Below are 15295 nucleotides of genomic sequence, written 5' to 3' on the forward strand. Positions count from 1 at the left end.
CGGGACAAGCCCGCTCACTACAAATTGCTATCGCAGGCAAGCCAGCTCCCACCGTTGAATTGCGGCGCTCGTTAGATAACGAACCGCGCCACCATCCCATTCAAATCCACCGCCAGGCGTGACAGCTCATGGCTGGCCGCGCTGGTCTGGTTGGCACCCGCCGCCGACTGCGTGGCCAGGTCGCGGATGTTCACCAGGTTGCGGTCCACTTCGCGGGACACCTGGGCCTGTTCCTCCGACGCGCTGGCGATCACCAGGTTGCGTTCGTTGATCAGGCTGATGGACTGAGTGATCTGCTCCAGTGCCACGCCGGCGGCGCGGGCCATTTCCAGGGTGTTCTGGGTGCGCTGGTTGCTCTGCTGCATCGATTGCACGGCTTCTCCGGTGCCGTTCTGGATACCGGCGACCATTTTTTCGATTTCCTGAGTCGACTGGGCCGTGCGGTGGGCCAATGCCCGCACTTCGTCCGCCACCACCGCAAAGCCGCGCCCGGCTTCACCGGCACGGGCCGCTTCGATGGCCGCGTTCAACGCCAGCAGGTTGGTCTGCTCGGCGATCGCGCGGATCACGTCGAGCACCTTGCCGATGTCACGCCCCTGAGTGGCCAGGCCTTCGATCATCACGGCGGTGTTCTGCACGTCCTGGGTCATGGTCTGGATCGCGCCGACGGTATCCATCACGCGGTCGCGGCCTTCGCGCGCGGCCTGGTTGGACTGCCCGGACGCCTCGGACGTGGACACCGCATTGCGCGCCACTTCCTCCACGGCCGCCGTCATCTCGTTGACCGCCGTGGCCGCCTGGTCGATTTCGTTGTTCTGTTGCTGCAAGCCCTTGGAGGCTTCCTCGGTGACCGCGCTCAGTTCTTCGGCGGCGGAGGCCAACTGCGTGGCCGAGCCCGCAATGTGCTGGATGGTCTGGCGCAGGTTGGTCTGCATGGCCGACAAGGCGCTGATCAGGCGTGCCGGCTCATCCTTGCCGTCGTCTTCGATGGTGGCGGTCAGGTTGCCGCCGGCGATGCTTTCAGCCGCTTGCACGGCCTTGCGCAACGGCGTGACGATGCTGCGGGTCAGCAGCCAGGCCAGCAACACGGTCAGCAGCGCAGCGGCGACCGACACGACGATAACGCCGGTAATGGCGGCCTCGTAACTGTGTTCGGCCTGGGCATCGGCGGCCTTGGCGCCGGCGGCGTTGAGGGCGATCAGTTTATTCAACTGCTCGCCCATCTGGTCGGTGCCTTCCTTGATGCGGCTGTTGATCAGGGCACGCATTTCATCGACCTTGTCTTGCTTGGACAGGGCAATCATGTCGGCCTGGGCCTTGGCGTAGTTGTCCAGGGTCGTCGCGAACGTCTTGTACAGCACCGCCTCTTCGGCACCTGCCGGCAACGCGGCATAGTGGCTCTGGGCGGCCCTGACCTTGTCGACCAGCACGCCGATGCGGGTTTCGGCTTCCTGCAGGGCCGCCGGCTCACGGTTGACCAGCACGCGAAAGGACAGGATACGCATGCGCAGCACGTTTTCCGTCATGTGCCCCAGGTACGTCACGCTGGGCAGCTGGTTGGTGCTCATGTCCGACGAAGCCTGACGCATCAGGGTCATGCGGTTGACCGCAAACACCCCCAGGATGACCACCAGGACGGCGATGAAGGCAAACCCGAGGAATGCGCGAGGGGCAATGTTCAGATGACGGAGGGACATAAGGGAGGCTCTCAGAAGTAATGTTTGCTAGCGTCCTGCCGCGAAACGATCCGCCAGCGCCAACGCGCTGCACAGACCGTGGCCACCCCTGTTGGCATGGATAGGTAGGCCTATACGAGGTATCGGCTGATGTCGGGGTTTGGCGCAGGGCGCTTTATAAAAAATTTATTACACTTCTGACGACTGGCCGTTTCTGGCATCCTGCGCCTCCCTTTTCTGACCCGAGCCCTCATTTTGTCTGACGCTCAAGCCCCCCGCCCGCGCTATAAATCCGACCTGATCTACGGCCTGGAAGACCGCCCGCACTTCACCGCGGCGGTCTTTGCCGCGTTGCAGCATGTGCTGGCCAGCTTTGTCGGCATCATCACCCCCACCTTGATCGTCGGCGGCGTGCTCGGCCTGGAAAGCGAAGTACCTTACCTGGTGAGCATGGCGCTGTTTGTGTCGGGGCTCGGCACCTTTGTGCAGGCGCGCACGTTCGGCCCGATCGGCTCGGGTTTGTTGTGCCTGCAGGGCACCAGTTTTTCGTTTATCAGCGTGATTCTCAGCGCCGGCTTCATGGTCAAGGCCCGGGGCGGCGGCACCGATGAGATCCTTTCGACGATTTTTGGCATCTGCTTTTTCGCAGCCTTCATCGAAGTGGTGCTCAGCCAGTTCATCGGCAAGCTGCGCAAGCTGATCACCCCGGTGGTCACCGGTACCATCATCACCTTGATGGGGTTGTCGTTGATCAAGGTTGCGGTCACCGACATGGCCGGCGGTTTCGGCGCCAGCGATCTCGGCGCGGCGAGCAATATGGGCCTGGCGGCGCTGGTGCTGCTGACCATTGTGGTGCTCAACCGCTTCAACAACCCGTTCCTGCGCCTGGGCTCGATCGTGATCGGCCTGACCCTGGGCTTCGTCGTGGCCTGGCTGATGGGCCGCGTGGACCTGGCGGCATTGCCCCAGGTGCCGTTGATCAGCGTACCGGTACCGTTCAAGTACGGGTTCTCGTTCGATTGGGTGGCGTTTATTCCCGTGGCGGTGATCTTCCTGATTTCCCCTCTGGAAGCGGCCGGTGACCTGACGGCCAACTCGATGATTTCCCAACAGCCGGTCAAGGGCCCGCTGCACATCAAGCGCATCAAGTCCGGCCCTGCTGGCCGATGGCCTTAACTCGGCGATGGCGGCCACCTTCAACAGCCTGCCGATGGTGACCTTCGCCCAGAACAACGGCGTGATCCAACTGACCGGCGTGGCCAGCCGCTACGTGGCGTACTTTATCGCCGGCCTGCTGGTGCTGCTGGGGTTGTTCCCGATGGTCGGCGCGGTGCTGCAACTGATGCCCAAGCCGGTCCTGGGCGGCGCGACCCTGATCATGTTCGGCACCGTGGCCGTGGCGGGTATCAAGATTCTCGCCGAAGCCGGCCTGCATCGGCGCAATGTGCTGATCGTGGCGATCTCGCTGGGCATGGGCCTGGGCGTTGCCGCCGTGCCGGAAGTGCTGCGCGAGCTGCCCAAGGCGCTGCACAACATCTTCGAGTCGCCGATCACCGTGGGCGCTTTCTGTGCAATCGTGCTGAACATTTTCCTGCCTGAGGAGTTCATAGAGCTGGAAGAAGATGAATTCGATCCGGAGTCCTCGACCCTCAAAGTGATGCAGGACCCGGACGTCACCAAGAAATAGGAGCACCGTTACATGCGCAAGCTCATGGTTGTATCGCTGTTGCTGCTGACCTTGAGCGCGTGCGCGCTGTTCCCCAACCGTGACCCGGTGAACATCAACGTGGTGGGCATCGAGCCGCTGCAAAGCCAGGAGCTGGAAGTGCGCTTCGCCGTGAAACTACGGGTGCAGAACCCCAATGAAACGGCCATCGACTACAACGGCGTGGCCCTGGACCTGGAGGTCAATGGCCGGCCGTTGGCGTCGGGGGTGAGCGATCAAAGCGGCTCCATCCCACGTTTTTCCGAGACGGTGCTCATGGTGCCGGTGAGTGTTTCGGCGTTTTCCTTTCTGCGCCAGACCCTGGGCCTGAGCCAGACCCAGAGCCTGAACAACCTGCCCTATGTGCTGCGCGGCAAATTGGCCGGAGGCCTGTTCGGCACGATGCGCTTTGTGGACCGTGGCACACTGGATCTTCCGAATACCGCTACCTGGTAAACGCCATGCAACCTCTGTTGTTGACTGACCGCCTGATCCTGCGCCCGCTGGTCCTGGACGATGCCGAGGGCATCCAGCGGCAATTTCCCCACTGGGCAGTGGTGCGTTACCTCAATGCCTTGGTGCCCTGGCCCTACCCGGCCGATGGTGCACGCACCTTCCTGGAAGAGAACGCCCTGCCCGCCATGGCCCGTCACGAGGAATGGCACTGGTCGATCCGCTTGAAAAGCGCGCCGGATCAGTTGATCGGCGTTATCAGCCTGATGGATGAGCAGGACAACAACCGAGGGTTCTGGCTCGGCCCGCAGTGGCAGGGGCAAGGTTTGATGAGCGAAGCCAGCGCGGCAGTGACCGACTATTGGTTCGGCGTACTCAAGCGCCCTCTCATGCGGGTGCCCAAGGCCGCGCCCAACCTGGGGTCACGGCGGATTTCCGAGCGTACGGGCATGCGGTTGATCAGGACGGAAGAAGGCGAGTTTGTCGAGGGCACCTTCCCGCGCGACCTATGGGAAATGACCCGCGCTGAATGGCTGGCAGCCAAATCTTCCGGCCGATGAGCATCTAATATAGGAGCTGGCTTGCCTGCGATCGCGGTCTGTAGTGAGCGGGCTTGCCCCGCGCTGGGCTGCGAAGCGGCCCCAAATCAGGCAAGTGTATTGATCTGAAGTAAAGCGGTGTCTTTATTAGGGCCGCTTCGCCGCCCAGCGCGGGACAAGCCCGCTCACTACAGGGAATTTTTTCAGCCTTTGAAACTTGTGTAGATACCCATGGCTATCGCAGGCAAGCCAGCTCCCACAACCCTGACTGTGTTTAATCAGTGATAAAACGCACGCCCGGTTTTGCGCGCTCATCCACCACCAGTTCGAACACATCCGGACGGGCATAATGCCCCACTACGTCATAGTCATACCGCGCGCGCACCAGGTCAGCGGTATCGATCCGTGCAGTCAGCAACCCCGCCTCACCCAGCAAAGGCCCGGCCAGGATGTCGCCCATCGGCCCGACAATCACGCTGCCGCCGGCAATCAACGGACGGTCCGACGGCCAATGGGCGACCTCCACCCCCAACGCTTGGGGCGACGCCTGCACCTGGCACGCGCTGACCACAAAGCAGCGCCCCTCATGGGCCACGTGGCGCATGCTCACTTGCCACATTTCGCGCTCGTCCACCGTCGGCGCGCACCACACTTCGACGCCCTTGGCGTACATCGCCGTGCGCAGCAGCGGCATCATGTTTTCCCAGCACACGGCTGCGCCGATGCGTCCTACGGCAGCATCGATCACCGGCAGGGTCGAACCATCGCCCTTGCCCCAGATCAGCCGCTCGGTACCAGTGGGCATCAATTTGCGGTGTTTGGCCACCAGGCCACCCGCCGGGTCAAAATACAGCACGGTGCAGTACAAAGTGCTGCCACTGCGCTCGATGACACCCAGTACCAGGCTCGCACCGGTGCGCGCCGACAAACCCGCCAACGCTTCGGTCTCGGCGCCTGGCACGTCGATGGCATTGGCAAAATAACGCGCAAAGGCTTCGCGCCCTTCGGGCAGGCGATAGCCCAGTTGCGTGCCGAAGCCTTCGCCTTTGGGATAACCGCCCAGCAGCGCCTCAGGCATCACCACCAATTGCGCACCGCTGCGCAGGATTTCGTGCTCATAGGCCAGGATCTGCGCCAGGGTGTCAGCCTTGCCGCCAGGCAAGGAGCCGATTTGCAGGGCCGCTACAGTAGAAACAGGCATCACATTCACTCCGTAGTCAGGGGTTGCCCATTCTCCCGTCAGCCTCGATCATGAATAAAGCCCACTTCAGTACTGAATGATATGAGCCAGATAAATATCGCCCAGGTCGATCTCAACCTGCTTAAAACCATCGAAGCGCTGCATGACGAGTCCAGCGCCAGCCGCGCGGCGTTGCGCCTGGGGGTCACCCAATCGGCCATCAGCGCCGGGCTGCGGCGCTTGCGCGAGGTGTATGACGATCAATTGTTCGTGCGCACCGGGCGCGGCCTGGCGCCCACCTTGCGGGCCAACCAGCTGAAACCGTTGATCAGTGAAGCGCTGGATCGGTGTCGACAGAGCCTGGCAATGGCCAATCCGCACAACCCGCAGTACCAGGGCCGCTCCGTGGTAGTGGGCTTGTCCGATGATTTCGAGATTGCCTATGGCCGCCGGCTGATGGAAGAGATCGGCCGACGGGCGCCGAAACTGCGCGTGATTTTCCGTCAGACCCACAGCCAGATCGTGGCGGGCGCCCTGCTCGACCGCACGCTCGACCTGGCGATTACCGCCGGCGGTTTCGCCCACAGCCGCTTGAGTCGCCAAGTGCTGGCGGAGGGGGATTATTGCTGCCTGCTGGACTCAAGCCAGCCCGGTATCAGCCTGGAGGAGTTCGTCGCTCGCGAACATGTGCTGGTGTCGTCCGGCGGGTTTATCGGCATCACCGACGAGGGGTTGGCGGCGCAGGGCTTGACCCGCCAGGTGTGCGCCTCCACCAGCCACTTTGCCGCGCTGCCGTTTTTGCTCAAGGGCAGCCAGGCAGTGGCGACCATTCCGGGGCATGCCGCGCGGGCCATCGCGCAAATGACCGGCCTCCATGTAGTGCCGTGCCCGCTGGCCCTGCCGCGCTATCCGGTGGAACTGGGTTGGCGCACCCAGGCGCAGCTTGATCCACTGTTGCTGAAAGTTCGCGAAGCGGTGGTGGCGAGCTTTACTTAGCCGCCGCCATCAGCTTGTTGACCTCACTGCGCACCATGTTGGCGAACTCCGGCGGCGACATGCCGTCAAGTTCCGCGCGCACCCATTCGGCCCACTTGCCCTTGCGCTTGGCGCGTTCGCCGAACAACCGCGCGGCCTCACCCTTGGCTTTGCCCAGGTTGGTTTGCCACAGGTCGTAGAGACGCGACTTTTCATCTTCCAGCTCGGCGCGTTCGGCGAGGGTTTTGTTGGCAAGATTGAAGCTCATGTTGGATTACCTGCTGCGTAAATAGGTGGCATCTTACACCGTAGGTCGAAATTTCCTGATTCCGATTTTTGCCCACGGTGACCGGCGCGCAAATAAACTGCAACTTTTGCCGACGCGCGGCACTCCATTGTTCACTGCCACATTCACCCGCAAGGAGTCACCCAATGGCCCGCAAAACCACTGCCCAAGCCGTCGAAGAGCAAATCAAGGATCAAGCGTTCAGTGAACTGACGGCGTTGATCGAAGAATCGGACAAACTGCTCAAAAGCAGCGCCGCGCTGGTGGGTGAAGAAGGCGAAACCCTGCGCGAACAGGTCGCCATCAAACTCAAGCAAGCCCTGGACTCGGTGTCCAACGTGCGCGAACGCAGCAAGCCGGTGGTGGACGCTACCGAAACCTATATCGGTGGTCACCCGTGGCAGACCGTGGCGATTTCCGCAGGCTTTGGCCTGGTGGTGGGCCTGCTGCTGGGCCGTCGCAACTGAGCAAGTCCGGCTGCGCCCAGTGCGCAGCCTTTTTTCAGGCGTTTGCCATCGCTTGCAAGCGCTGCAACTCTTCAGCTTCCAGCACAATCCCCTCTTTTTCGGCCTTCGCCCGCGTGCGATGACGCCGGTCACCCGGCAAGCGCCGCAACCCCGCTGCATGCATCTGCCGCACCAGCTCCTGACTGCGCTCGGCGAACACTTGGCCGCCGGTCTTGCTCGGGTCGATCACAATCAATAACTGCCCGGTCCAGGGCGTGCGCGCGCCGGGGTGCTCCGACCAGTCGAATTCGAACGAGAAGTTGCCCCCGGTCAGCGCCGCCGCCAGTAACTCGACCATCATCGACAGCGCCGAGCCCTTGTGCCCGCCAAACGGCAACAGTGCGCCGCCTTCAAGGATCGCCTTGGGGTCCTGGGTCGGCTGGCCGAGTCCATCCACGCCCATGCCCGGCGGCAAGCGCTCGCCCTTGCGCGCGGCGATCTGCACATCGCCATGGGCAATGGCGCTGGTGGCCAGGTCAAACACAATCGGCGCGCCATCGGCACGCGGCGCGGCGAAGGCGATGGGGTTGGTGCCGAACAACGGCCGGTCCGCACCGTGAGGTACCACGCAGGTCATGCTGTTGACCACGCTCAGCGCCACCAGGCCTTCTTCGGCGAACGGCTCGACATCGGGCCACAAGGCCGCGAAATGGTGGGAGTTATGAATCGCCAGCAAGGCGATCCCGGCGCTGCGGGCTTTTTCCACCAGCAGCCCGCGCGCCGCTTCCAGCGCCGGCTGGGCAAAGCCATTGCGCGCATCCACCCGCACGTAGCCTGAGGCCACGTCCGTGACCTCGGGCAAGGCCATGCCGTCGATCCAGCCACTGGCCAGGGTCGACAGGTAACCGGGCATGCGAAACACGCCATGGCTATGGGCGCCATCTCGCTCGGCGCTGGCGCAATTGTGCGCCAGGATCGCCGCCACGTGCGCCGACGTATCATGGCGCTCGAAGATGCGCTGGAGCAACGCCACCAGCGCCGTGAAAGTAATGCGGGTCGTGGAACCTTCAACTACCAAGGACTGCGCAGACATCTGAAGCTCCGATTTTATGATTGGAGGGGCAACAAGACTGGAAACCCAGGCCAGGATTAACAACGCACGCCGCGCCTGCTGTCAATCCACGTTTGTGCATGCGTCGCCGAAATGGCGGCAGCTATCTACCGTCCTGCCAGGATCGCCCACGCTTAGCCTCATCTATCTCCCTGGCTGTAACGGAAACCTCACCATGACACGGCTGACGCCGCCCTATTTTTTTGACGAGTTCCTCCGCCCGGTCAGGCGCAAGCAGCCCACCGAGCGCGAACGTGCGCTGGGTCTGAGTCTGCGCGACCTGGATTGGCTGCATAAGCTGTACTACGCCACTGACGAAGCGCGGCAGAGCCCCAGGTTTCGGGAGGCGCCGATGGCGGTGGAAAAGCTGATGATTCACGTCACGGGCAAAGCCCCCATTCCCCTGGCCGGCGCCTTCATGATGAGCCCCGGTCCCGAGGACGATAAGGCGGTGCTGTACACGCCTTACGCAGGGCTGGAAGTATTCGATAACCGTGAGAAACTGCTCGAAAACCTCACTAAAAACTTTAGAAATAACAGACAAGACGTTGAATTAACTAGTTTTCTTTCAATACGTCAACGCGCCGATCTGGCGACTGCCACTGACCTGAAGCTGGTCCCGGAAACCATCAACGGCGCCGTGCTGCAGGACCAGGAAAACACCCTCGCAGCGTGCCAGCAGCAGAATGTGCGGGAGATGCTCGATCAACTGGGCACCATACCCACCCTGCCGTGGATGCTCGATACCCTGCTGAGCATCATGAGCCGTTCGTATTTTCCAGACCTTGATCATCGTGACAGCCTAGTCAACAGTTTTGCTCCGACGACCAGCGGTCGTGCGCCCCATTGGGTGAGTTGCGTGCCCTTGAGCGACGCCCTGCTGCAGTTCTATCTCTTGCAAGGCTGGCCGGCAGGGCAAACCCGCCGCTTCGTCAACCCGCGTCATGTCACCCAGGGCTTTACCGAGGCACAACGGGTGCAGGACGTAGAGCGCTGGCAAAGCCTGGTGGAACAATGCTCGGCCATCCTCTCCAAGCTCTTGGCCAGCCTGCTGCAAACCTACTGGAACGCAGATTTTGCCGACGACCAGTCGCGCAGTGGCTTTTTCGCCCAAGTGCTCAGCGACAAGTTCCGAACCGACCTGCTGCTCAAGCGCCAGAACGGCATTATTTCTGCCCAGGAAAGCCATGTACTGCAGGGCGTCTTTTTACCCGATCAAGCCACTCGTAAAGCTGACTTCCCGTCATTGCGCGTCCAGACGGTGCGTATCCATGCGCCCTACCAGCACTGCGTGGAATTGGCCGGCACCTTGTTGATCAGCGCGACCAATGCCTATCTCTATACCCAGACACGCGGGCTGCAGATGCTCAGGGATGTGGATGCCCTCAACGAAACACTGCTGCAAATGCTCAAGACAGCCGGCCACGAAGATGAACTGCTCAACTTCCTATCGCTGGAAGAACGCAGCGTCTATATAGCGATGAATGATATACAAATCAGTGGATTAGAAATAAAAGGTGATGTTTTTTCGACAATGATCGAAGCGGTGTCCGCCAAACAGCAAAGCAATATGGAGTACGCCTTGGGCGTGTTCCGGCGCAGTGATGGCAATGTCGACCTGGCCGCCCTGCTCGATTGCGCCCTGGACATGCGGCAGATGACCGATCAACGCCTGCTGGCGCTTGACGCCGGTGGGCGCTGGAGCATGCACCCGGTTACCAGCGGCAATGGGCGCCCGTCAACAGTGCAGGCGGAACGCGCCAAGGCGCAGTTGCAAGCCCTGCTGGCGGCCGACGCCCTGGTGGTCGCGCTGCACCGCGACCATCCGACGTTGCGCAAGCTGGCGGCCCATGCATTGAATGCCGAGCTGGAAAAACATCAGCGCGCGCTCGACGCCACTTCGGTGTTTATCAACACCTATGCCAGCCAGGCGCAGCAAGCGGAGGAGCGCACGCCCGAACAGTCGCTGAACATGGTCGAACATTTTATCGAGCGCCTGGCCGGTACGGCGGGGCCGATCGCCGACTCACCGCTCATCGGTTTGTACACAGCGCGGCTCGCGGGTTATGCCCTGCGCTTCAATAATCTGGACGGCAAGACATTCAACGCCATCGTTGAAAGCGCCATGGGGCCGTTCGTCAACCACGATATCCGCACCCTGCCCCGGCACTTCCTGCAGCAGCACCACAAGCCCCTCAATGACGCGTTGCTGCTGGGGTTGCGCAGCGAAGCCGAACTGCGCCTGCTGTACAAAACCCTTGCCCGCCGTGGCCACGACATCCTCGACACGGTACTGCGCCCCGACAGCCTGACGCGTCTCACGCGCCATGGCCTCGATGGTTTCCTGCCGGACGCCTATGGCTTGACGGTCCTGGTGGGCGAAGATGAGCAGCCACAGGCCCTGGCCAATGGTTTCCTGTTGACCGAGCGCGGTGGCACCGACCCCGTGCATTCCGGCCAGGCCGTTCTATGGACGCCGCGCCGGGGTCATGAAGTCTTTGCCTCGATCCAGGCGGCCCGCCACATCCTGGAGCAGCGCCTGGCGCAAGCGGATGAGCGTTTTGCACTCCTGGAAAACCTCGCTGTTACGCGTTACACGCCACATCAGCGCTATCGCCTTGGTCCCTTGCAACGCATCGACGACGACCTGTTGAACAATCGCCAGGAGAGCTGGCGCGACTTTGCGCTCGATCGCGTTGACTACCTGCTGTCGATCCCGCTCGGCGCGCGTCGTCTGCAGGACTGCCTGGACAGCCTCATGCAACGTCCGTCGCCGAGCAACCTGGGTAAGGCGCTGAGCGTGGCGCATGCAATGATTCATCAGCAAGCGTTGCCCGTGTGGCTGGGAATGGCCGCGCCCCGGGAGCAAATCCTGCACGCTGAGCTGCTGGAGCAATACCGGGTCAACAGCCAGGACGAACGCGACTACCTGCACAGCCTGGAGGAGCTGCGCGAGTATGTCGCCCGAGCCCTTGCGGCACTGCTGGACAAGCGCTTCGCAGGCCAGTCAATCGACCCGGGCAACGTCCTCATTGCTGATCGCGCGCGCCTCGACGGTCATGCCTTGAGCCTGGTCGACTTCGCCATGGCTCACTTGCCCGAGCTGAGCGGCGACAACGTGCGCCCCTATTCGCGCACGGCCACGTCACTGCCGACGGCGCTGGACGGCGCGGCCGTGGTGCAATTGGTGCGCCAACTGGACCTGGCCACGCACTTGGGCGCGCTGCTGAATACTCACCTGAGCGGGCAAAGCGATGAGGCACGCCAGAGTCAAGCACTGTTCTGTCGACAACTGCCCTGGCAACTGCTGCGCCATGCCCATGAGGAAAAGCTTGAAGAACGCCTCAGCGCCACGGCCTGGAGTTTTGTGCAGCAGGTATTTGACATGCCGGATGCGCTTGCGCGCGAAGCAGTCAGCGGCACGACGGCGATGATTCGCCCGCTGGAGTTGATCGCTACCGCCGGCGCGGTGGTGGTCAAACCCTTGGGGCTTTACCTGATCGGGCCGCAATCGGGCGCGAGCGGGCCGCTGGTGTTGTATGCGCCCTATAGTCCGCTGCCGGTACTCAGGGAATATGCCCGCGAACAGGACCTGCTCGACGAGCTGGAGCGCCCCGGGCCGTTGCAAGACTGGGTAATTCGCCGGCTGGACGTGGCGAACCAGGCCTCTTACCGAAATCTGTTACAGCCGCACACGCCGATGAGTGGCGTGGATTTGCAACTGGCCTCGACGCCGATAAGGGGCAACCACTTGACACAGCTGTTCGGCGACAACACGCGCTTGCTGGTCAAGATGCTGGCCTGCCAGTTCGACCCGCACGGCAAGGGCGAATGGGATACGGTCACTGGTCTGCTGCGCAAGGTGATTCCCACCGCCCTGCAATTTATTGCGGGCAAGCTCAGCTACCCGTTGGTGGTCTGGCGCAGTTTCAAGTTGTTCATGACCTCGGCCGAGGGCCTGCAGCAACACCGCTGGGGTTCGGCACTAAAAAGCTTCATCCGTGGCACAGCCACCCTGGCCTCGCTGCGCCAAGAACTGGATACCCTGCTGCCAACCGACAGCGCGCCGACCCCCTCGTCCTCCAGGCCCGACGACGTGAAGCCAACCGCCACGACGCTCGCCACCCTGGATATCACCGAGCCGCTGCGCACGCGCATGCAGCACTTCGAACAACACGACATTGCCCTGGTCGAGCTGACGCAAAGCCGCGTAAGTCATGTGTTCCAGCAACCCGGCACCTTGCGTCATTTCGTGCCGGTGGCGGGCAAGGTGTACCCGGTGCGCAACACCGGTGAAGGCTGGTGCGTGAGCCTCGATGACGCCACCGGGCCCTCCGTGCAGCGCGACGCCGAGGGCCGTTGGGTGCTGGACCTGCGCCAACGCAACCCCAGGTTCGGTAAAACGCTGTCGCGCTATGCCGGACGCAGGCACACACGCACGGCCGAACGGGAGTCGATCAATATCGAAGCGGTCGGCATGGAGCAGATTGCCGCGCTGTCGAACTGGAAAGCGCAACGCATCGACGAGGCGCTCAACGTGGCGACGTATTACACCGTGAACTGCAAACGCAACGTTGTGTATTTCGCTGGCGAGCGTGACCCTGCAAGCCGTCTTGGACGTTTTTTAACCGAACTGTTCGGTGTAATCAGTCTCACGCCCGAGCAATTGAGGCGGGTCGAGCAGCGCGTCGACGAGGTGCTCAATGAATTGGTCAACCCGGCTCTGTCCAAGCCTGACTCGGCGCGCTTTGTCGTCGGTACTTCGCGCTGGCGCCCCTGTGACAGCTTTGCGTTTGTTTTGCCGGACGACATTGAACAGAAGATCTACTTGCTGGAGCGTTTTTTCGACCCTCTATTGGAGATGTATGAAGGCCATCTGACCATTCCGTTCAGCATCGCCACTCATGCAAGGGCTGCGGTGTTGATCCACGAGCTGACGCATTTGATGAGCCATACCGAAGATGTGGCGTATCTGGACACCGTGCGACCGTTTCATGACCTCATTGATGTCAGCACCGACGCGGGAAAAGAACTGCACACTAAACTGTCACACCTGCGCGACACCGCATTGTCCGTCCTGACACCAGCGAGCCTGTTGTTCCTGACGTTTAACGAGTTTACGAGGCGTTGGGAAGAAGCCGGGCTTGATCCGTCCACAGCCTCAATCAGAGACAAGATTTTCAAAATGACAGGTGCCAAGACCCTGGACGATGCCCGGCAGATTTTCATGAGTAACGTGGACAAGCGCATCGATACGATCCTGGCGAACGCCGACTCGGTAACGTACCTGATCATGCAGTTGGGGCGGGAGTTGGATCAGGGGGCCTGAACAGCCCCCCTGAAGGCGATGATCAGTCTTTCTGGTCACGCAGGATATTGCCAGACGCGCCATCGATGCGCGCTTCATACACAGTGCCGTCGGATTTACGGCCTTTGACTTCCCAATAGCCATTGTCATCCGCTTCGGCCGCGTAGACCTCGATGTAACCGGCCTTGGTCTTGGCCACCTCAATGGCCTTCTCGATGGTGATCCAGCCCGCGCCCGGCTTGTCGGCCATCGCTGCGCCTGCACTGAGCAAGGCGGTGGTTGCACATAAAGCGACTAGGGTTTTCTTCAGCATGTTCCTACTCCATTGTGAGAATGTCCTGAGCTTTTTAGGTGCGTTCAAACGAGAATAAGTTCCAATTGATGTGCAATCGCCATGATGGCTGTTCTCGCCGTCTACCCTGGAGGTTAGAATGTGGGAAATCAGGATGAGTTAATGAGCGAAAAGCCCCTTTCAGAAGCCGAATATGACGCTATCACCGATGCCGCCGCGCATTGGTGCATGCGCCTGCACGCAGGCGATTGCACGGCGCAGGAACGTCAGGCTTTTGCGCAATGGCACGACGCCGACCCGCTGCACGCCTTTGAATACGCGGCCATGCTGGAAATCTGGGATGTCGCCGACCACCTCCCGCGCACCGAAACCGCACCGGCACCGGTGGCGCCGTTCAAGCCCCGCAGTCGCGTGCGCACCTACGCGGTGGCGGCGGCGGTTTGCCTGGCCGCCCTGCCCCTCGCGGCCTTTACCGGTTGGGAAGCCGGTTGGTTACCCAGTTCCTACGAGCGCTTCGAGGCCGCCGACGGCCTGCGCCAGGTCACCCTGGGCGATGGCAGCCAGGTTGAACTCAACCTCGGCACCGAATTGGTCTACAGCCAGTACAAGGATCAGCGGCGGGTCACGCTGAAAAAGGGCGAAGCGTTCTTCAACGTCAGGCATGACAGCGCCCATCCGTTTATCGTGCATGCGGGCAATGGCCAGGTGCGTGTCACAGGCACCCAGTTCAACGTCTGGAAGTACGAGGACCAGGTGCGGGTGATGCTGCTCGAAGGTTCGGTGCAGATTGCCAGCGACCAGGTCCACGGCAGCGTGCCCCTGACGCCCGGCATGCAAGCCAGCTATCAGCGGGGCGATGCCACGCCAAGCGTGCGCGCGATCAACCCCTACGACACGGCGCTGGCCTGGCGCCAGGGCAAGCTGATCCTCGACAACCTGGCCCTGGCCGACGCGCTGCCCTTGATCAACCGCTACCTGAGCAAACCGGTGATGCTGGCCGACGCCGGCACCGGGGCGATCCGCATCGGTGGCATCTACAACATCAATGAGGTCAACAACCTCATCCCTTCCCTGCCCAAAGTCTTGCCGGTCTACCTGACCCAGAACCAGGACGGCAACCCCGTACTCAACTCGATCCCGCGTAAAGCGCCCAAGGGCTGAGCTTTTGCCTGCCTGCACAGGCTTAGTCACGCCCCAACTGTCCATTTCTTTAACACCTCGATGCCCTGGATCGCCCGAGCGGCGTGGGTTCGGTGTTTTTTCCCGGGTGGTGTTACAGCGTTGATACAGCGGCTGAAGCGTTTGCGCAGTGGCTGGGACGTTG

General features: G+C 61.8%; 11 protein-coding genes and 1 pseudogene. 7 read left to right on the top strand and 5 right to left on the bottom strand.

What is annotated here, in order from left to right; all coding sequences use genetic code 11:
* Positions 1 to 71 precede the first annotated feature (71 nt).
* Entirely contained in the window at positions 72 to 1697 is a 1626-nt protein-coding gene (locus BLL36_RS16260; RefSeq protein WP_076952409.1) for a methyl-accepting chemotaxis protein, read from the bottom strand.
* A gap of 234 nt (positions 1698 to 1931) precedes the next feature.
* Between BLL36_RS16260 and BLL36_RS16265 the strand changes: the two are divergent.
* The 3 genes and pseudogenes from BLL36_RS16265 (at position 1932) to BLL36_RS16275 (ending at position 4394) form a co-directional block, all read left to right on the top strand.
* Positions 1932 to 3363, top strand: a pseudogene (locus BLL36_RS16265) (nucleobase:cation symporter-2 family protein).
* A 12-nt stretch (positions 3364 to 3375) separates the two neighbouring features.
* Positions 3376 to 3837 (top strand): LEA type 2 family protein, encoded by a 462-nt coding sequence (locus BLL36_RS16270; RefSeq protein ID WP_076952410.1) that lies wholly within the window; start codon positions 3376 to 3378, stop codon positions 3835 to 3837.
* Between the two features lie 5 nt (positions 3838 to 3842).
* Positions 3843 to 4394: a GNAT family N-acetyltransferase gene (locus tag BLL36_RS16275; RefSeq protein WP_076952411.1), complete on the top strand. Its 552-nt coding sequence runs from the start codon at positions 3843 to 3845 to the stop codon at positions 4392 to 4394.
* 253 nt (positions 4395 to 4647) lie between these two features.
* Here the strand turns inward: BLL36_RS16275 and BLL36_RS16280 are convergent, their stop codons facing one another.
* The gene (locus BLL36_RS16280; protein WP_076952412.1) at positions 4648 to 5574 is read right to left on the bottom strand and encodes a carbon-nitrogen hydrolase family protein; all 927 of its coding nucleotides are present in this window, start codon (positions 5572 to 5574) and stop codon (positions 4648 to 4650) included.
* 81 nt (positions 5575 to 5655) lie between these two features.
* Here BLL36_RS16280 and BLL36_RS16285 point away from each other — a divergent pair, with 81 nt between their 5' ends.
* Complete coding sequence (locus BLL36_RS16285) at positions 5656 to 6549, top strand: LysR family transcriptional regulator (RefSeq protein WP_076952413.1); 894 nt, start codon at positions 5656 to 5658, stop codon at positions 6547 to 6549.
* On the opposite strand, the gene BLL36_RS16290 is transcribed toward BLL36_RS16285, so the two are convergent.
* Positions 6542 to 6796 (bottom strand): hypothetical protein, encoded by a 255-nt coding sequence (locus tag BLL36_RS16290; RefSeq protein WP_076952414.1) that lies wholly within the window; start codon positions 6794 to 6796, stop codon positions 6542 to 6544. The two genes, BLL36_RS16285 and BLL36_RS16290, sit on opposite strands and share 8 nt — an antisense overlap.
* A gap of 164 nt (positions 6797 to 6960) precedes the next feature.
* Here BLL36_RS16290 and BLL36_RS16295 point away from each other — a divergent pair, with 164 nt between their 5' ends.
* Positions 6961 to 7281 (top strand): DUF883 family protein, encoded by a 321-nt coding sequence (locus tag BLL36_RS16295; RefSeq protein WP_076952415.1) that lies wholly within the window; start codon positions 6961 to 6963, stop codon positions 7279 to 7281.
* Positions 7282 to 7315: 34 nt separating this feature from the next.
* On the opposite strand, the gene BLL36_RS16300 is transcribed toward BLL36_RS16295, so the two are convergent.
* On the bottom strand, positions 7316 to 8353 hold the full coding sequence (locus tag BLL36_RS16300) for an Ldh family oxidoreductase (protein WP_076952416.1): 1038 nt from the start codon (positions 8351 to 8353) through the stop codon (positions 7316 to 7318).
* A gap of 193 nt (positions 8354 to 8546) precedes the next feature.
* On the opposite strand from BLL36_RS16300, the gene BLL36_RS16305 reads away from it, so the two are divergent.
* The gene (locus tag BLL36_RS16305) at positions 8547 to 13700 is read left to right on the top strand and encodes a dermonecrotic toxin domain-containing protein (protein ID WP_076952417.1); all 5154 of its coding nucleotides are present in this window, start codon (positions 8547 to 8549) and stop codon (positions 13698 to 13700) included.
* A 22-nt stretch (positions 13701 to 13722) separates the two neighbouring features.
* Here BLL36_RS16305 and BLL36_RS16310 read toward each other — a convergent pair whose 3' ends face one another.
* Positions 13723 to 13992: a PepSY domain-containing protein gene (locus tag BLL36_RS16310; RefSeq protein WP_034104642.1), complete on the bottom strand. Its 270-nt coding sequence runs from the start codon at positions 13990 to 13992 to the stop codon at positions 13723 to 13725.
* 141 nt (positions 13993 to 14133) lie between these two features.
* On the opposite strand from BLL36_RS16310, the gene BLL36_RS16315 reads away from it, so the two are divergent.
* Positions 14134 to 15132 (top strand): FecR family protein, encoded by a 999-nt coding sequence (locus BLL36_RS16315; RefSeq protein WP_076952418.1) that lies wholly within the window; start codon positions 14134 to 14136, stop codon positions 15130 to 15132.
* The last annotated feature ends 163 nt before the right edge of the window (positions 15133 to 15295 follow it).

The sequence above is a fragment of the Pseudomonas cedrina subsp. cedrina genome, from assembly GCF_001983175.1.
Taxonomy (GTDB): Bacteria; Pseudomonadota; Gammaproteobacteria; order Pseudomonadales; family Pseudomonadaceae; genus Aquipseudomonas; species Aquipseudomonas cedrina.